The following is a 17,597-nucleotide window of genomic DNA, read 5'->3' as shown; positions in this document are numbered from 1 at the left end:
CTCTCAGGGCGCGCTGGCGGCGGTCAATGCGGCAAGGTCGGCGGCAAGCGCGGCCGGGTCGAAGGGCTGCTGGACCACGCCGGACATGCGGCCCTGCGGATCCAGCACGGCCATCGTCGCGCTGTGGTCGACCGAATACTGGTCCGCCGGTGCGCCGTCTTCCGGCGGCGCCTTGGCGAACACCAGGCTCAGCGAACGGGCGAACCGCTCCAGCGAGGGAATGTCCGCCGTCGCCGCCAGGGTGTCCTTGTGGAAGGCGTGGGCATACTCCCCGATGCGGTCAGGCGTGTCGCGCTCCGGGTCTACCGAGACGAACAGCACGCGCGGACGCACCGCGTCGGGAATCGATTCCCACTGCTGCTGCGCCTGGGCCATCTGCGAGAGCGTCAGCGGGCAGATGTCGGGGCAGTGGGTGAACCCCAGGAACACCAGCGTCCAGTGCCCGTTGAGCTCGCCCGGGACCAGCTGGGTGCCGTCGGACTGGCGCAGGCTGAAGTCCGGCAACGGCCGCGGCGGGTCGAACAGCTTGACCGCGCTCGTCTGCGGCCACGCCGATGGCGCCGACTGGCCGAAAAAATGCTTCGACGCGAGCAGTCCGAGCCCAGCGGCCAGGGCGATGAACAGGATGACGAGGGTGCTGCGGTTGAACATGGACAGCCTGGTGGTGGAGCGGATCAGCGGCCATGATAGCCGCCCGCTGCCGCTATAATCGCCGGTCTTCCGCAGAGCCTGCCGCCATGACCGTCGACCGCGCCGATTTAGGCTCCGCCCAGTTCGAGCAGATCTCGATCATCGACCTGATCCGTTTCGGCGGCAGCCGCCTGGCCGAGTCCGGCCTGGCCTTCGGCCACAGCTACGACAACGCGCTGGACGAGGCGACCCAGCTGGTCCTGCACGCCCTGTCGATGCCGCATGACCTCAGTCCGGTCTATGGCGCCTCGCGCGTCACCGCCGATGAGAAGCAGCGCGTGATGGGCTTGCTGGAGCGCCGCATCAACGAGCGCATCCCGGCCGCCTACCTGACCGGTGAGGCCTGGTTCGCCGGGCTGAGCTTCAAGTCCGATCCGCGTGCGCTGGTGCCGCGTTCGCCGATCGCCGAGCTGATCGAAGCCGGTTTCGAGCCGTGGCTGGGCGGGCGCGAGGTCAGCCGCGTCCTCGATCTGTGCACCGGCTCGGGCTGCATCGCCATCGCCACAGCCCACTACCACCCGCACTGGCAGGTCGACGGCGTGGACATCGACGACGACGCGCTGGCGCTGGCGGCGGAGAACCAGCAGCGCCTGCTGGCCGACAACGTGCGCCTGCGCAAATCCGACCTGTTCAACGATCTGCAGGGCGAGGTCTACGACCTGATCGTGACCAATCCGCCTTACGTCACCCACGACGAGACCGATGCGCTGCCGGCCGAATACGCCCACGAGCCCGAGCTCGGCCTGCGCGCCGGCGAGGATGGCCTGGACCTGGCCCTGAAGATCCTGCGCGACGCGCCGGAGCACCTGTCGACCGATGGCCTGCTGATCTGCGAGGTTGGCGAGGCGGAACGCGCGCTGGTCGAGCTGCTGCCCGAGCTGCCACTGGCGTGGGTGGAGTTCAAGGTGGGCCAGATGGGGATCTTCGTCGCCGAGCGCGCCGATCTGGTCGCCCATCATGCGAGGATCAAAGACCTGGCCGACGCTCGCGGCTGAATCAGTACCGGGTGCGGCCCCGGCCCGGCCGTCGCCCCGTGGAGGCACCAATTTGGCCAGCAACACGTACGGAAAGCTGTTTGCGGTAACCACCTTCGGCGAGAGCCACGGGCCGGCGATCGGCTGCGTGGTGGATGGCTGTCCTCCGGGCCTGCAGATCGATGCGGCGGACTTCCGCCACGACCTTGAGCGCCGCGCGACCGGCAAGTCGCGGCACACCTCGGCGCGCCACGAGAGCGACGAGGTCGAGATCCTTTCCGGCGTTTACGAGGGCCGCACCACCGGCACTCCGATCGCCCTGCTGATCCGCAATACCGACGCGCGCAGCCGCGACTACGTGAAGATTGCCGAGCAGTTCCGGCCGGGGCACGCCGACTACACCTACTGGCACAAGTACGGCATCCGCGACCCGCGTGGCGGCGGGCGCTCGAGCGCGCGCGAAACCACGATGCGCGTCGCCGCCGGGGTGATCGCCAGGAAGTGGCTGGCGCAGCGCCATGGTATCCGCATCCAGGGCTTCCTCTCCCAGCTCGGCGATATCCGCCCGGCCTCGATCGACCTGTCGGTGGTCGAGGACAACCCGTTCTTCTGGCCCGACGCGGCCCAGGTCCCGCAGCTGGAGGCGTACATGGACGCGCTGCGCAAGTCCGGCGACTCGGTGGGCGCACGCGTGGATGTCTGGGCCGACGGCGTTCCGCCCGGCTGGGGCGAGCCGGTCTACGGCAAGCTGGACGGCGAACTCGCCGGTGCGCTGATGAGCATCAACGCGGTCAAGGGCGTGGAGGTTGGTGCCGGTTTCGGCGCCGTCACCCAGAAGGGCAGCGAGCATCGCGACGGGCTGGGTCCGGATGGTTTCGCGTCCAACCATGCCGGCGGCATCCTGGGCGGCATCAGCAGTGGCCAGCGGGTCACCTGCTCGGTCGCCTTCAAGCCGACCTCCAGCCTGCGCCTGCCGGTCGACAGCCTGGACATCCATGGCAACACCGTTGAAGTGGTCACCACCGGTCGCCACGATCCCTGCGTCGGCATCCGCGCGACGCCGATCTGCGAGGCGATGGTGGCCGCGGTCCTGATGGATCAGGCGCTGCGGCACCGCGCCCAATGCGGTGATGTCGAGGCGCCAGCCCTCCCCACCCCCACAGCAATTCCCGGATAGCCCTGTCATGAGCAAGCCCGTCAACGTCGCGATCGTCGGTGCCACCGGCGCGGTCGGCGAAACCCTTCTGGCGATCCTCGCCGAACGCCAGTTCCCCATCGGAGAACTGCACCTGCTGGCCAGCGAGCGCTCGGCGGGTGAAAAGCTCGAGTACGGCGCGCGCAAGCTCGTGGTGCGCGATATCGCCGGGTTCGATCCCGGCGGCGTGGACATCGCCCTGTTTGCGGCCGGCAGCAGCGTGTCGCGCGAGTACGCTGCAAAATTCGCCGCGGCCGGAGCCGTCGTTATCGACAACTCCTCCGAATTCCGTGGCGATGCGGACGTGCCGCTGGTCGTCGCCGAGGTCAATCCCGAAGCGTTGCGCCAGCGCCCGCGCGGCATCATCGCCAACCCGAACTGCTCCACGATGCAGCTGATGGTGGCGCTGGCGCCGATCCACCGCCGCGCGACCATCGAGCGGATCAACATCGCCACCTACCAGTCCGTATCGGGCACCGGCCGCGCCGCGATGGACGAGCTCGGCAAGCAGACTGCCGACATGCTCAATTTCCGCAGCGTCGAGTCCAACGTCTATCCGGTCCAGATTGCGTTCAACGTGATCCCCCACGGCGGCGACTTCACCGACAACGGCTACACCACCGAGGAGATGAAGCTGGTCTGGGAGACGCGCCGGATCCTTGGCGATGACCGCATCGGGGTGAACGCCACGGTGGTCCGCGTGCCGGTCTTCTACGGCCACTCCGAGGCCGTGCACATCGAGACCAGGGACAAGCTCACCGCCGAAGAAGCACGCGAACTGTTGCGGGCGCAGCCGGGGCTGGAAGTGGTCGATGAGCACATCGATGGCGGCTATCCGACCGCGGTGACCCATGCCTCGGGCAATGACCCGGTCTATGTTGGCCGCATCCGCGAGGACATTTCTCATCCGCGTGGCCTGTCGCTGTGGGTGGTGGCTGACAACATCCGCAAGGGCGCGGCCCTGAACGCGGTACAGCTGGCCGAACTGGTCGTGGCGGAGCTTCAATGACGTTCCCGCGCGCGCATTGCTGCGCGCTGCCTGCGCCGTTAGAGTCCCCGGCAGGGGAATCGAGGGGGTGCCTGTGAATCCATTGATGCGCGCCGCGCTGGCGCTGGTCCTGATGCTTGCCAGTGGGGCCGCGGCGGCGCTGGGACTGGGCCAGATCCAGTTGAAGTCGAAGCTGGGCGAGCCGCTGCTGGCCGAGATCATGATCGTGTCCAGCGATCCCTCCGAGCTGGAAGGCCTGCGCGCCGGCCTCGCTTCGCCGGAGACGTTCGCCCGCATCGGTCTGGATCTTCCGCAGGGCGCGGTTGCGGACCTGCAGTTCACGCCGGCGCTCAACGATGCGGGTCGACCGGTGATACGGGTGACCAGCGTGGCGCCGATTGAACAGCCACTGCTGAGCTTCCTGGTCGAGGTCGACTGGGGCCAGGGCCGGCTGGTTCGCGAATACTCCACGCTGATGGACGCGCCGCGCACGCTGGCTGCGTCGGCGCAGCCGTCCATCCAGGCGCCGACCCAGGCGCCGAGCAATGCGATTGTCCGCGACGCGGTGGTGGAGCAAACCCGGCCGTCCGCGACCGCCGATGTCGATGCCGGCGACGAGCGCCCGGTGGCGGCGAACGATCCGGCGCCCGCCATCCCGACCCCTGCGCAATCGGCGTCACCACCGACCCGCTACGGCGCGGTGCAGAGCGGTGAACACCTGTCGAAGATCGCCGCCGGTCTGGAAATGGACGGCAACCTGCAGCAGCGGATGATCGCCCTGCTGCAGGCGAATCCGGAAGCGTTCATCGGCGGCAACATCCATATGCTCAAGCAGGGCGCGGTCTTGCGGATTCCCGCCGCCGATGAGGTCGCCGCGATCACTGCCGCGCAGGCAGCGGCGCAGGTGCGCGAGCAGACCAGCGCGTGGCGGGTCGCATCGCAGCCGGTTCCGCAGCCGCAGGTGGCGGACGCGGCTGGAGACGCCTCCCAGGATCCGGGCGATACCGTGGCCGCCGCGCCTGCGGTCGCGCCCGCCGACGGTGCGCGACTGGAAATTGTTCCGCCCGGCGCCAGTGATGCGACGCGCGCGGGTACCCAATCAGGCCTCAGTGCCGGAGGCGAGGGCGACATGGTGCGACAGGAATTGCAGACGACCACGGAAACCCTCGCGGCCCGGGATGCGGAGTTGGCCGACCTCAAGAGTCGCATCGATACCCTCGAGCAACTCCAGTCCGACCAGCAGAAGCTGCTCGCGATGAAGGACGCCGAGCTTGCATCCGCGCAGGAGCAATTGGCCCAGGCGCAGTCCGCCCAGTCGACCGTCCAGGCGAACGAGGCAGGTGGCTCCGCGGTGCCATGGCTGGTGGGCGGGACGCTCCTGGTGCTGGCACTCGTGGCTGTCTGGTGGTGGCGCCGACGCGTGGACTCGGTGCCGCGCTTCCGGGCGCCGGTGGCGCCCGCGTCCTCGACCCCGGCGCCGGGTTTTGCTGCCGGTTCCGCTGTCGGCGCTGCTGCGACTGCGGATCCGGAAGCCAATGTGCTGACTCCGAACGTGGCGCATCCGGCGGCGCCGATGGGCAAGCCAGCGGCCGCTGATCTCCCCGACGCAAATCCGGCCGTGGCATCGGGCCGGGAAGCAGCATCCCCATCCTTTGCTGAATCGCCCGTGCCGACGTCGGAGGACGCGGATTTGACCGCGGCCGCTGCTGCTACGGCCCCCGCGTGGCACGGGGCCGCCGCGACTGCGGCCGGCGACGAGCCCCCGCGTTCGGCCTCCGCGGCGATTGCCGATGCATCGCATGACGAGCCTCGCCCGCCGGCAGTCCGGCCGTCAGCGCCCCTCGGTGGCGACGATGCGCCGGGCATGGAACGCCTCGAACTGGCGCGTGCCTACCTCGACCTGGGCGATGAAGACAGCGCCCGGCAGTTGCTGGGCGAGCTGGAGGTCAGCGGCAGTCTGGAGGCGCGACAGCAGGCCACGCGCCTGTTGCGGGAGCTGGGATAAGCGGTGCCAACAGACAACGGCACGTTGCCGAACCCGGTCCCGCACGACCCGCGGGCTGACGCGGACGCGCAGACCCCGCCGGCAGAGCGTCGCTGGGTGCTCGGCGTGGAGTACGACGGCGGCAATTTCTCGGGCTGGCAGCGGCTGAACAGGCGCGACGAGCCGGGGCGACGCAGCGAACCCACCGTGCAGGCAGCGGTGGAGCATGCCGTCAGCATCGTCGCGGGCCGAAGCATTGGCGTGGTGTGCGCCGGTCGCACCGACGCCGGTGTGCATGCCGCGACCCAGGTGGTGCATTTTGATGGCCCGGCGCAGCGTGACCCGCGTGGCTGGGTACTGGGCACCACCAGCAACCTGCCGCCTTCGGTGTGCGTGAAATGGTGCGTGCCCACGACCGACGAGTTCCACGCCCGGTTTTCCGCCCGTGCGCGGCGTTACCGCTACACCATCCTCAATCGCGCGATCCGGCCTGCCCTGCAGCACCAGTACCTGAGCTGGGTGCGCAAACCGCTGGATGCCGACGCGATGCACCAGGCCGCGCAGGATCTGCTCGGCGAACATGATTTTTCCGCGTTCCGGACCGTGCACTGCCAGGCGCCGCACGCGCGCCGGGACTTGCACCACATCGCCGTATCGCGCGAGGGCGACCTGGTCACGGTGGAGGTCCAGGCGAACGCCTTCCTCCACCACATGGTGCGCAATATCGTCGGCAGCCTGCTGCTGGTGGGGCAGGGTGAGCGTACGGCCGGCTGGCTGCGCGAGGTGCTGGACGGGCGCGATCGCAGCCGGGCCGGGCCGACGGCGCCCTCGGCAGGACTGGTGTTCATCGGCCCGCGCTACCCCGCCCACTGGCAGCTGCCCGCTGAAGTCACCCTGTGAGCGGCGCGACGCGCGCATGCTTCCGGACTATATTCATGGGCCCGCCAAGCGCGGAGCGGCCGGAACGTCCGGCCATCAGGAGCAAGTGTTGAGGACGTTGTCTTGAAGCGGACCCTGTTTCGCACCCGGATCAAGTTCTGCGGTTTCACCCGGCCGGGCGACGTGCGGCTTGCCTGCGAGCTGGGCGCCGACGCGATCGGTTTCGTGTTCGCCCACGGCAGCAGCCGCCGGATCGCCCCGGCGGAGGCGCGCGCCATGCGCCAGGCGCTGTCGCCGATGGTGGATTCGGTCGCCCTGTTCAGCGACAACCCCGCCGAGGAAGTCCGCGAAGTGGTGCGCCAGATCCGTCCCAGTCTGCTCCAGTTCCACGGCAGCGAAGATGACGGGTTCTGCCGTGCATTCGGCGTGCCCTACCTCAAGGCGATCGCGATGGGCAGTCCCATTGCCCAGCAGCACCCCGCCGCCCTGCAGCAGCAGTACCCGGGCGCGGCCGGCTTCCTGTTCGACAGCCACGGCGACGGCGCCAGCGGCGGCAGCGGCAAGGTGTTTGACTGGTCGCGCATTCCGGCCGGCGTCCAGAAACCCTTCGTGCTCGCCGGCGGTCTGACCGCGGACAACGTGTTCGATGCGATCATCGCCACGATGCCTTGGGCGGTGGATGTCTCCAGCGGCATTGAAAGTGCGCCGGGGCTGAAGGACGGCGACCGGATGCGCCGTTTCGTCGAACAGGTGCGCCGCGCCGACTGCCACGTCCTGGACTGATACGTCCAACCCACCGCTCTGCCGATACGGCCCCGACACCGCGCGCGGCAACTGCCGCGGTCGCCAAACCTCCCCCGGTGAAACCGAGTCATGACTTCCCCATTGCCATCCGATACCCTCATCGATTACCACGCGTACCCCGATGAAAACGGGCACTTCGGGCGCTTCGGCGGCCGATTTGTTGCCGAGACCCTGGTCGGTCCGTTGCAGGAGCTGGCCGACGCCTATGACGCCGCGCGCGTCGATCCGGCGTTCATCGCCACCTTCGAGGACGACCTGGCCCATTACGTCGGCCGGCCGAGTCCGATCTACCACGCCCGCCGCCTGAGCGAGGAAGTGGGCGGCGCGCGCATCCTGCTCAAGCGCGAGGACCTCAACCACACCGGCGCGCACAAGATCAACAACACCATCGGTCAGGCTTTGCTGGCCAGCCGCATGGGCAAGACCCGGATCATCGCCGAGACCGGCGCCGGCCAGCACGGCGTCGCCAGCGCCACGGTTGCCGCGCGCCTGGGCCTGGAGTGCGTGGTGTACATGGGCGCGACCGACATAGAGCGCCAGAAGATCAACGTCTACCGCATGCAGTTGCTGGGCGCCCGCGTGGTGCCGGTGACCAGCGGCTCGGCCACCCTGAAGGATGCCCTGAACGAGGCGATGCGCGACTGGGTGACGAACATCGCCGACACCTTCTACATCATCGGCACCGTGGCCGGCCCGGACCCGTACCCGCGCATGGTGCGCGACTTCAACGCGGTGGTCGGCCGCGAGGCGCGCGCGCAGATGCTCGCTGAATACGGACGCCTGCCCGATGCGGTGACCGCCTGCGTCGGCGGCGGCAGCAACGCGATCGGCATCTTCCATGCCTTCCTCAATGATCCGGCGGTCCGCATCGTCGGCGCCGAAGCGGCGGGCGAGGGCATGGACAGCGGGCGCCACGCCGCCTCGCTGGCCGCGGGTCGGCCCGGGGTCCTGCACGGCAACCGCACCTACCTGCTGTGCGATGACGATGGCCAGGTCATCGAGACCCATTCGATATCCGCCGGTCTGGACTACCCGGGCGTCGGCCCGGAGCACGCGTTCCTGAAGGACACCGGGCGCGCCGAGTACGCGGGTATCACCGACGAGGAAGCGCTGGCGGCGTTCCACCAGTTGATCCGCACCGAAGGCATCCTGCCGGCGCTGGAGTCCAGCCACGCGGTGGCGCAGGCGGTGAAGCTTGCACGAGGGTTGCCGGCCGATGCGATCGTCCTGTGCAACCTCTCCGGTCGCGGCGACAAGGACGTGCACACGATCGCCCAACGCGAGGGGATGGTGCTGTGAGCCGCATCGCCGCCCGCTTCGCCGCACTGAAAGCACAAGGCCGCAAGGCGCTGGTGCCCTTCATCACCGCCGGTGATCCATCGCTGGAGGCAACGATGCCGGTGATGCACGCCCTGGTCGCCGCCGGCGCGGACGTGATCGAGATTGGCGTGCCGTTCTCGGATCCGATGGCCGATGGCGCCACCATCCAGCACAGCTCCGAGCGCGCGCTCGCCCGCGGCGCCGACATGGACTACGTGTTCGAGACCGTGCGCCAGTTCCGCGAGGACAACCAGGACACCCCGGTGGTGCTGATGGGCTACCTCAATCCGGTCGAGATCCGCGGTCCGGAAGCCTATGCGCAGCAGGCGGTTGCCGCCGGTATCGACGGTGCGCTGCTGGTCGACCTGCCGCCGGAGGAAGCGGTCGAGTACCGCGAGGCCTTCGACCGCCACGGCCTGGCGCTGATCCTGCTCGCCGCGCCGACCACCTCGACCGAGCGCATGCAGCGCCTGCTCGCGCTGGCCAGCGGCTACCTGTACTACGTGACCTACGCCGGGGTGACCGGCGGCGACCATCTGGACACCGGCGCCGCCGGCGAGCGCCTGCGCGCGATCCGCGCGCTCGACAAGGTGCCCGTCGTCGCGGGCTTCGGGATCAAGGACGCCGCCAGCGCCGCGGCCATGGCCGTGCACGCCGACGGGGTGGTGGTCGGCAGCGCGCTGGTCGCTGCCATGGCCGACGCGCTGGATCCCGCCGATGCCGCGCGCAACGCCGCGGCGTTTCTGTTGCCCCTGCGCGAAGCCCTCGACCGCCTGCCCCAGGCCTGAGGCACGGACCGGCGAACGCCTGCGGTAAACTGCCGCGTTCGCCGGCGCTACCGGCGCGGTCCGTTGCCATTGCATGGCCGCGGGCGGACACAGACACTTCCGGATCATTGCACCGGACCAATTACAGGGAATCCGCAACGCATGTCCTGGCTCAAGAAACTCATGCCTTCCGGCATCCGGACCGAGACGCCCGTCGCCAAGCGCCGCAGCGTGCCCGAAGGGCTCTGGGAAAAGTGCGACCGCTGCGGCGCGGTGCTCTACCGTCCCGAGCTCGAGGAAAACCTGGAGGTCTGCCCCAAGTGCAGCCACCACCGCGCCATCCGCGCGCGGGCCCGCCTTACCGCGTTGCTGGACGCCGGCAGCACGACGGAAATCGGCGCCGAGCTCGGTCCCACCGACGTGCTCAAGTTCCGCGACCAGAAGCGCTACTCGGACCGCATCAAGGCCGCGCAGAAAGCCACCGGCGAGCGCGACGCGCTGATCGCCATGAAGGGCGAGTTGAAGCAGCGCCCGCTGGTGGCGTGCGCGTTCGACTTCGCGTTCATGGGCGGATCGATGGGCTCGGTGGTCGGCGAGCGGTTTGCCCTGGCCGCCGAGGCGGCGCTCGAGGCAGGCTGCCCAATGGTGTGCTTCACCGCCACCGGCGGCGCGCGCATGCAGGAAAGCCTGTTCTCGCTGATGCAGATGGCCAAGACCTCCGCCGCGCTGGGCCGCCTGCGCGCCGCGGGCCTGCCCTACATCGCGGTGCTGACCCACCCCACGACCGGCGGCGTATCCGCGTCGCTGGCGATGCTGGGCGACATCAACATCGCCGAGCCCGAGGCGCTTATCGGCTTCGCCGGCCCGCGCGTGATCGAGCAGACCGTGCGCGAGACCTTGCCCGAAGGTTTCCAGCGCAGCGAGTTCCTGTTGGAGCACGGCGCCATCGACCAGATCTGCGACCGCCGCGAGATGCGTGACCGGCTGGCCGACCTGCTCGCCATGATGATGCGCCAGCCGCAACCAGCGGACGACGCCGGGGAGAACGGGTAATGGGACGTCGTTATTTCGGCACTGACGGCATCCGCGGGCGGGTAGGCGAGGGCGCCATTTCCGCGGACTTCCTGCTGCGGCTGGGCAATGCCTACGGCCACGCGCTCACGCGCTCGGTCGAGTCCGGGCGGGCGTGGCGCAAGCCTGTCGTGATCATCGGCAAGGACACGCGGATCTCAAACTACATGTTCGAGGCCGCGCTGGAAGCCGGCCTGGTCGCGGCCGGCGTGGACGTGCAACTGATGGGTCCGATGCCGACTCCGGCGGTCGCCCACCTGACCCGGTCCATGCGCGCCGACGGCGGCATCGTGATCTCCGCCTCGCACAATCCGCACTACGACAACGGCATCAAGTTCTTCTCCGCCGAAGGCGAGAAGCTCGACGACGCCACCGAGCTGGCGATCGAGGCCGCGCTGGACGAACCCTTCAGCACCGTGCCGTCCGCCGAGCTGGGCAAGACCGCGCGCACCCGCGACGCCATCGGCCGCTATGTCGAGGCCTGCAAGACCTCGGTACCCAAGGGCTTTGACCTGGGCGGCATGCACATCGTGCTCGACTGCGCGCACGGCGCGACCTACCAGCTCGGCCCGCTGGTGCTGCGCGAGCTGGGCGCCAGGCTGGACACGATTGGCGTGGATCCCAACGGCCTCAACATCAACGACGGCGTGGGCACGACCCATCCGGAGGCATTGGCCGAGCGCGTGCGCAGCACCGGCGCCGACCTGGGCATCGCCTTTGACGGCGACGGCGACCGGGTGATGTTCGTCGACGCCGACGGAACCGTCCACGACGGCGACGACCTGATCTACGTGCTCGCCAACGACTGGCGCGCGAGCGGTCGGCTGCAGGGCCCGGTGGTCGGCACCCTGATGACCAACTACGGCCTGGAGCGCGCCTTCGAGCAAAGTGGAATCGAATTCCTGCGCGCCAGGGTCGGCGACCGGCACGTGCACCAGAAGCTGGTCGAGCATGGCGGCGTGTTGGGCGGCGAGGCATCCGGCCATCTGCTGTGCGTGGACCGCACCAGCACCGGCGACGGCATCGTCAGTGCGCTGCAGGTGCTGGAAGTGCTGCGCCGCCGCGGCATCAGCCTGAAGCAGGCGCTGGCCGGCCTGGACCGCGTGCCGCAGAAAACCGTGAACGTGCGCTGCAGCGACGGCGTCAAGCCTGCCGAGATGCCCTCCGTGCAGGCCGCCCTGGCTGAAGCCCAGCAGGCCGTCCATGGACGCGGCCGCGCGTTCCTGCGCGCGTCGGGCACCGAGCCGGTGGTCCGCGTCACGGTGGAGGCCGATGACGATGCCCTGATGCAGTCGACCCTGGATCGCCTGGCAGGCGCGGTGCGCGAGACCGCCCAATAGGCCGAAGCCGGCCACGACCGGATCCCGCTACTTTTGATGAGGTTGCAGACGCCATGAGCACGACCCGTATCCCGATCTTCGACATCAGCCGCTTCGACGATCCCGCCCAGCGCGACGCGTTCGTGGCCGAACTGGGCGCCGCCTATCGGCAGTGGGGTTTCGCCGGCGTGCGCGGCCACGGCATCGGGCAGGCCCAGGTCGACCGCAGCTACGACGTCTTCCAGCGCCTGTTCGCCTTGCCCGAGGACGTCAAGCGGAAGTACCACGTCGCCGGCGGCGGCGGCGCCCGCGGTTACACCCCCTTTGGCATCGAGACCGCCAAGGGCGCGCAGCACTTCGATCTGAAGGAATTCTGGCACGTCGGCCGCGAGATCCCGCGCGACTCGCGCTACGCCGACTCCATGCCCCCCAACGTATGGCCCGAGGAACTGCCGGAGTTCCGCGAGGTCGCCTACGGCCTGTATCAGTCGCTGGACCGGCTCGGCGCCAAGGTGCTCAGCGCGCTGGCCCTGCACATCGGCCTGGACGAGCACTGGTTCGACGACAAGATCGACAGCGGCAACTCGATCCTGCGTCCCTTGCACTATCCGCCCATCACCAGCCTTGAAGTGCCCAACGAGCGCGCCGGCGCGCACGAGGACATCAACCTGATCACCCTGCTGGTCGGCGCCAGCGCGGAGGGCCTGGAGGTGCTTTCGCGCTCGGGCGAGTGGGTGCCTTTCACCGCCGACGCCGACACCATCGTGGTCAATATCGGCGACATGCTGCAGCGGCTGACCAACCACGTGTATCCGTCCACGACCCACCGCGTGGTCAATCCGAAGGGTGAGAAGGCGCGCCAGCCGCGTTACTCCACGCCGTTCTTCCTGCATCCAAACCCCGACTTCCTGATCGACGTGCTGCCGGGCACGGTGACCGCCGACAACCCGAGCCGGTACCCCGATCCGATCACCGCGCAGGGATACCTGGAAGAGCGGCTGCGCGAGATCAAGCTCAAATAGCCGTCCGGACCCCTCCCGGGCGCCGTGCGGTAGAATCCCGGCTTTCACACGCGGGGGTAGGCATGGCACGTCGCAGGATTGTCGCTGGTAACTGGAAGTTGCACGGGGATCGCCGATTCTCCGCCGAGCTGCTGGATGCGGTCGCCGCCGAAGCTGCCCCCGGCGTCCAGCGCATCATCATCCCGCCGGCGGTGTACCTGGCCGAGTTGATTGCCCGTTTCGCCGACAAGGGTCTGGAGTTTGGTGCCCAGGACGTCAGCGAGCATGCGAGCGGCGCCTACACCGGCGAGATCTCCGCGCAGATGCTCGCCGATGTTGGCGCTGGCTACTGCCTGGTCGGCCATTCCGAGCGCCGCCAGTACCATCACGAGACCAGCGAACTGGTTGCCGCCAAGTTCCGCGCCGCCAAGGCGGCAGGCATCGTTCCCATCCTGTGCGTGGGCGAAAGCCTGCAGGAGCGCGAGGACGGCCAGACCGAGGCGCGCCTGCAGGAGCAACTGGCGCCATTGCTGGTCGACGGCGCCAAGGCGCTGGACGGGGCCATCGTCGCCTACGAGCCGGTATGGGCGATCGGTACCGGCAAGACCGCCAGCCCCGAGCAGGTGCAGTCGGTGCACGCATTCATCCGTAGCGGAGTCGCTTCGCAGGATGATAGAATCGCTGGCTCGCTTCCGATCCTGTACGGCGGCAGCGTAAAGGCCGACAATGCCGCCGCCCTGTTCTCACAAGCGGATGTCGACGGCGGCCTGGTAGGCGGCGCGTCCCTGGTGGCCGCCGACTTCAACGCCATCGCAGCCGCGCTGGCATCCTGACCTGTTCCGGGCCTGGCCCGGGCAACTGACCAAAGAGTCTTCCGATGCTGTTGTTCCTCAACGTCATCTATGTGCTGATCGCCGCGTCCATGATCGTGCTGATCCTGATGCAGCGCGGTTCCGGCGCGCAAGCCGGCGCGGGCTTTGGCGGCGGCGCCTCCGCGACGGTGTTCGGCGCGCGCGGCGCTTCGAGTTTTCTGTCAAAGGCCACCAAGTGGCTTGCGATCTCCTTCTTCGTGATCGCCATGTTCATGGCCTGGCAGGCGACCCATCTGGCCGTTGGTCCGACGACTGCCGGTCAGGGTCTGGGTGTGATGTCGCAGGTGCCGGTCGATCCGGCGTCCAGCGCGCCGGCCGTCCCCGAAGCGGCTCCGGCGCAGCCAACCGCTCCGGCGGTGGCGCCCGAGGTCCCGGCGGCCCCGGCAGCGCCCGAGGCGACGGATTCGGCACCGTCCGATCCGGTCAAAAACTAGGTCGGTCGCGATAAGATAGTCAGTCACATCCTGCAGGGATGCGCGGGTGTCCGGTCGTCATGACCGGAAGCCGGGTCCACCGCACGCGGTTGGGTCCGGAGCAGGAGGCGTAGCGCTGGAGAATGTGCCCAGGTGGCGGAATTGGTAGACGCACTACCTTGAGGTGGTAGCGGCTTAGGTCGTGGGGGTTCGAGTCCCCCCTTGGGCACCACTCCACAGTTTTACCGACAACGGCATCGGCCGCTGCCCACGGCAGCGATGGTGCCGCCGAGCCAAGGCCACGCGAGAGCGTGGTGTAGCCGAGAGAACAGAAGTGCTGGGCGAATATCTGCCGACCTTGTTGTTTCTTATCGTCGCCAGCGGCATTGGCGTCGCCCTTCTGGTGGTGGGACACCTGCTGGGGCCCAAGCGCCCGAGCCTGGCAAAATTGTCCCCGTACGAATGCGGCTTCGAGGCTTTCGAAGACGCGCGCATGCAGTTCGACGTGCGCTATTACCTCGTGGCCATCCAGTTCATCATCTTTGATCTGGAAATCATCTTCCTCGTGCCCTGGGCAACGGTATTCCGCGACCTGGGCGTGGTCGGGCTGGTCGAGATGGGAATTTTCGTGAGCATGCTGCTGCTCGGCTTCATCTACGTGTGGAAGAAGGGAGCGCTGGAATGGGAGTGAGTGAGACCATCTCGGGCCTGATGCACAACCCGGTGCCGGAAGGGCGCCTGGATGACATCCTGCTTCCCGGCGATGACAACCCGCTGCTGCAGCAGGGCTTTGTGACCACCAGCCTGGACGCGCTGTGGAACTGGGCGCGCACCGGTTCGATGTGGCCGGTCTCGTTCGGCCTGGCCTGTTGCGCGGTGGAAATGATGCACGCCGGCGCGGCACGGCTCGACCTTGACCGCTACGGGGTCATATTCCGCCCCTCGCCGCGCCAGTCCGACGTGATGATCGTGGCCGGAACGCTGGTCAACAAGATGGCGCCCGCGCTGCGCAAGATCTACGACCAGATGCCCGAGCCCAAGTGGGTCATCTCGATGGGCAGCTGCGCCAATGGCGGCGGCTATTACCACTACTCGTATTCCGTGGTGCGCGGCTGCGATCGCATCGTGCCGGTCGACATCTACGTGCCCGGCTGTCCGCCCACGGCCGAGGCGCTGGTGTACGGCATCCTGCAGCTGCAGAAGAAGATCCGCCGCGGCACCAACTTTGGCGACAACAAGACCGGTGTCCGCGATGAGTGAGTCGATCACCGCGTACGCCGATCGCCTGCGCGCGCGCTTCACCGACTGCACGATCACCGTCGCCGAGCCGCGCGGCGAGGTCGGCATCGAGGTCGAGCCCGCGCAGTGGCTCGCCACCGCACGCGCCCTGCGCGACGAGTTCGGCTACGAGCAGTTGACCGACGTCAGCGGCGTCGACTACCTGACCTGGGGCAGCGACGAATGGAACACCGAGCCGTCCTCGGAGGGCTTCTCGCGTGGCGTGGAAGGCGCCGGTCCGGGCCGCTTCGCCTGGGGCCAGCTGCCCAGTGGAGTCGCCGATGCGCCCAGGCGCCGCTTCGCCGCGGTGGCCCACCTGTTGTCCTTCCAGCACAACCAGCGCCTGCGCGTACGCACCTTCGCCGCCGATGACGAGATGCCGATCGTGGACTCGCTCACCTCCGTGTGGGCCGGCGCCAACTGGTTCGAGCGCGAGGCGTTCGACCTGTTCGGCATCGTGTTCGAGGGCCACCCGGACCTGCGCCGCATCCTCACCGACTATGGTTTCATCGGCCACCCGTTCCGCAAGGATTTCCCGTTGATCGGCAACGTCGAAGTGCGATACGACGCCGAGCGCAAGCGCGTGATCTACGAGCCGGTCTCCATCGAGCCGCGGGTGCTGGTCCCGCGCGTGATCCGCGATGACTCGCGTTACCTGACCGCCGCCGATGAAACGGCCACGCGTCTGGGGTTGAAGCCATGAGCACGCCTGCCACCACCATGCCGCTGATCAACGAGACCACCGACAATCCGCACGGCGGCGTCACCGGTTCGGCGGAAATCCGCAACTACACCATGAACTTCGGCCCGCAGCATCCGGCCGCCCATGGCGTGCTGCGCCTGATCATGGAGATGGACGGCGAGGTCGTGCAGCGCGTCGACCCGCATGTCGGCCTGTTGCACCGCGGCACCGAGAAGCTCGCCGAATCCAAGCCGTTCAACCAGTCCATCGGTTACATGGACCGCCTCGATTACGTCTCGATGATGTGCAACGAGCACGCCTACGTGCGCGCCATCGAGAACCTGATGGGGCTGGAGGTGCCGGAGCGTGCGCAGTACATCCGCACCATGTTCGACGAGATCACCCGGCTGCTGAACCACCTGATGTGGCTGGGCTCCAACGCCCTCGATCTGGGCGCGATGGCGGTGATGCTGTACGCGTTCCGCGAGCGCGAAGAGTTGATGGACGTCTACGAGGCGGTGTCGGGCGCGCGCATGCACGCGACCTACTACCGTCCCGGCGGCGTCTACCGCGACCTGCCCGACGTCATGCCGCGTTACAAGGAGTCGCCGTGGCGCAAGGGCGGCAAGCTCAAGCGCTTCAACGCCTGGCGCGAAGGCTCGATGCTGGACTACCTGGACTCCTTCTGCGACGACTTCCCGCACCGCGTCGACGAGTACGAGACCCTGCTCACCGACAACCGGATCTGGAAGCAGCGCACCGTCGGCATCGGCGTGGTCAGCCCGGAACTGGCCAAGGCCTGGGGCATGTCCGGCGTGATGCTGCGCGGTTCGGGCATCGAATGGGACCTGCGCAAGAAGCAGCCCTACGCCAAGTATGCGGAGATGGATTTCGATATCCCGCTGGGCACCGAGGGCGACTGCTATGACCGCTACCTGGTCCGCATCGCCGAGATGCGCCAGTCGACCCGGATCATCAAGCAGTGCGTGGCCTGGCTGCGGGTCAATCCCGGCCCGGTGATGGTCGACAACTACAAGGTCCGGCCACCGGCGCGCGAGGAGATGAAGGAGTCGATGGAAGCGTTGATCCATCACTTCAAGTTCTTCACCGAAAGCTACTGCGTGCCGGCCGGCGAGACCTACTGCGCGGTCGAGGCGCCCAAGGGCGAGTTCGGTTGCTACCTGGTGTCCGACGGCGCGAACAAGCCGTTCCGGGTCAAGCTGCGCGCGCCGGGCTTTGCCCACCTGTCCTCGATGGACGCCGTGATCCGCGGGCACATGCTGGCCGACGCGGTGGCGATGATCGGTACCTATGACCTCGTGTTTGGCGAGGTGGATCGCTGAGAAGGCGATCGCTGAGG

18 protein-coding genes and 1 tRNA gene are annotated in these 17,597 nt (G+C 68.3%); 18 read left to right on the top strand and 1 reads right to left on the bottom strand.

The features are described from left to right. Window positions 1-3: 3 nt before the first annotated feature. Complete coding sequence (locus INQ40_RS08180; protein ID WP_194340040.1) at window positions 4-651, bottom strand: SCO family protein; 648 nt, start codon at window positions 649-651, stop codon at window positions 4-6. A gap of 86 nt (window positions 652-737) precedes the next feature. On the opposite strand from INQ40_RS08180, the gene prmB reads away from it, so the two are divergent. The 18 genes from prmB (at window position 738) to INQ40_RS08090 (ending at window position 17,580) form a co-directional block, all read left to right on the top strand. Further along, a complete protein-coding gene (gene prmB / locus INQ40_RS08175; RefSeq protein WP_194340039.1) occupies window positions 738-1,685 on the top strand; it encodes a 50S ribosomal protein L3 N(5)-glutamine methyltransferase in 948 nt (315 codons plus the stop codon). Between the two features lie 52 nt (window positions 1,686-1,737). Continuing rightward, window positions 1,738-2,841, top strand: a complete 1,104-nt coding sequence (aroC, locus tag INQ40_RS08170) for a chorismate synthase (protein ID WP_194340038.1) — start codon at window positions 1,738-1,740, stop codon at window positions 2,839-2,841. Window positions 2,842-2,848: 7 nt separating this feature from the next. Further along, on the top strand, window positions 2,849-3,868 hold the full coding sequence (locus INQ40_RS08165; RefSeq protein WP_194340037.1) for an aspartate-semialdehyde dehydrogenase: 1,020 nt from the start codon (window positions 2,849-2,851) through the stop codon (window positions 3,866-3,868). Between the two features lie 67 nt (window positions 3,869-3,935). After that, a complete protein-coding gene (locus tag INQ40_RS08160) occupies window positions 3,936-5,852 on the top strand; it encodes a FimV/HubP family polar landmark protein (protein WP_228481964.1) in 1,917 nt (638 codons plus the stop codon). A 96-nt stretch (window positions 5,853-5,948) separates the two neighbouring features. Further along, window positions 5,949-6,731 (top strand): tRNA pseudouridine(38-40) synthase TruA, encoded by a 783-nt coding sequence (gene truA / locus INQ40_RS08155; protein WP_228482189.1) that lies wholly within the window; start codon window positions 5,949-5,951, stop codon window positions 6,729-6,731. A gap of 102 nt (window positions 6,732-6,833) precedes the next feature. Next, window positions 6,834-7,493 (top strand): phosphoribosylanthranilate isomerase, encoded by a 660-nt coding sequence (locus INQ40_RS08150; protein WP_194340034.1) that lies wholly within the window; start codon window positions 6,834-6,836, stop codon window positions 7,491-7,493. A 102-nt stretch (window positions 7,494-7,595) separates the two neighbouring features. Then, the gene (trpB, locus tag INQ40_RS08145) at window positions 7,596-8,813 is read left to right on the top strand and encodes a tryptophan synthase subunit beta (RefSeq protein WP_194342487.1); all 1,218 of its coding nucleotides are present in this window, start codon (window positions 7,596-7,598) and stop codon (window positions 8,811-8,813) included. Next, window positions 8,810-9,622 carry a tryptophan synthase subunit alpha gene (gene trpA / locus INQ40_RS08140; protein WP_194340033.1) on the top strand — a complete coding sequence of 271 codons (813 nt, stop codon included), beginning with the start codon at window positions 8,810-8,812 and terminating at the stop codon, window positions 9,620-9,622. Before trpB ends, trpA begins: the two co-directional genes overlap by 4 nt. Before the next feature lie 141 nt (window positions 9,623-9,763). Then, a complete protein-coding gene (accD, locus tag INQ40_RS08135) occupies window positions 9,764-10,654 on the top strand; it encodes an acetyl-CoA carboxylase, carboxyltransferase subunit beta (RefSeq protein ID WP_194340032.1) in 891 nt (296 codons plus the stop codon). After that, window positions 10,654-12,012 carry a phosphoglucosamine mutase gene (glmM, locus tag INQ40_RS08130; RefSeq protein ID WP_194340031.1) on the top strand — a complete coding sequence of 453 codons (1,359 nt, stop codon included), beginning with the start codon at window positions 10,654-10,656 and terminating at the stop codon, window positions 12,010-12,012. Before accD ends, glmM begins: the two co-directional genes overlap by 1 nt. Before the next feature lie 53 nt (window positions 12,013-12,065). Further along, window positions 12,066-13,013 carry an isopenicillin N synthase family oxygenase gene (locus tag INQ40_RS08125; protein WP_194340030.1) on the top strand — a complete coding sequence of 316 codons (948 nt, stop codon included), beginning with the start codon at window positions 12,066-12,068 and terminating at the stop codon, window positions 13,011-13,013. Window positions 13,014-13,075: 62 nt separating this feature from the next. Next, on the top strand, window positions 13,076-13,825 hold the full coding sequence (gene tpiA / locus INQ40_RS08120) for a triose-phosphate isomerase (RefSeq protein ID WP_194340029.1): 750 nt from the start codon (window positions 13,076-13,078) through the stop codon (window positions 13,823-13,825). A 44-nt stretch (window positions 13,826-13,869) separates the two neighbouring features. After that, window positions 13,870-14,298 (top strand): preprotein translocase subunit SecG, encoded by a 429-nt coding sequence (gene secG / locus INQ40_RS08115; protein ID WP_194340028.1) that lies wholly within the window; start codon window positions 13,870-13,872, stop codon window positions 14,296-14,298. Window positions 14,299-14,424: 126 nt separating this feature from the next. Then, window positions 14,425-14,509: transfer RNA gene (locus INQ40_RS08110), tRNA-Leu, on the top strand. Between the two features lie 102 nt (window positions 14,510-14,611). Continuing rightward, window positions 14,612-14,968, top strand: a complete 357-nt coding sequence (locus INQ40_RS08105) for an NADH-quinone oxidoreductase subunit A (RefSeq protein ID WP_193983602.1) — start codon at window positions 14,612-14,614, stop codon at window positions 14,966-14,968. Next, window positions 14,959-15,537: an NADH-quinone oxidoreductase subunit B gene (locus INQ40_RS08100; RefSeq protein ID WP_193983599.1), complete on the top strand. Its 579-nt coding sequence runs from the start codon at window positions 14,959-14,961 to the stop codon at window positions 15,535-15,537. The genes INQ40_RS08105 and INQ40_RS08100 overlap by 10 nt, the downstream gene beginning before the upstream one ends. Beyond that, a complete protein-coding gene (locus tag INQ40_RS08095; protein WP_194340027.1) occupies window positions 15,530-16,258 on the top strand; it encodes an NADH-quinone oxidoreductase subunit C in 729 nt (242 codons plus the stop codon). Before INQ40_RS08100 ends, INQ40_RS08095 begins: the two co-directional genes overlap by 8 nt. A 17-nt stretch (window positions 16,259-16,275) precedes the next feature. Continuing rightward, on the top strand, window positions 16,276-17,580 hold the full coding sequence (locus INQ40_RS08090) for an NADH-quinone oxidoreductase subunit D (protein WP_194342486.1): 1,305 nt from the start codon (window positions 16,276-16,278) through the stop codon (window positions 17,578-17,580). Window positions 17,581-17,597 lie beyond the last annotated feature (17 nt).

The sequence above is a fragment of the Lysobacter sp. H21R4 genome (assembly GCF_015277535.1).
Lineage (GTDB): Bacteria > Pseudomonadota > Gammaproteobacteria > Xanthomonadales > Xanthomonadaceae > Novilysobacter > Novilysobacter ciconiae.
The sequence above is the reverse complement of the archived record's forward strand: the minus strand, read 5'-3'. Positions and strand labels throughout refer to the sequence as shown.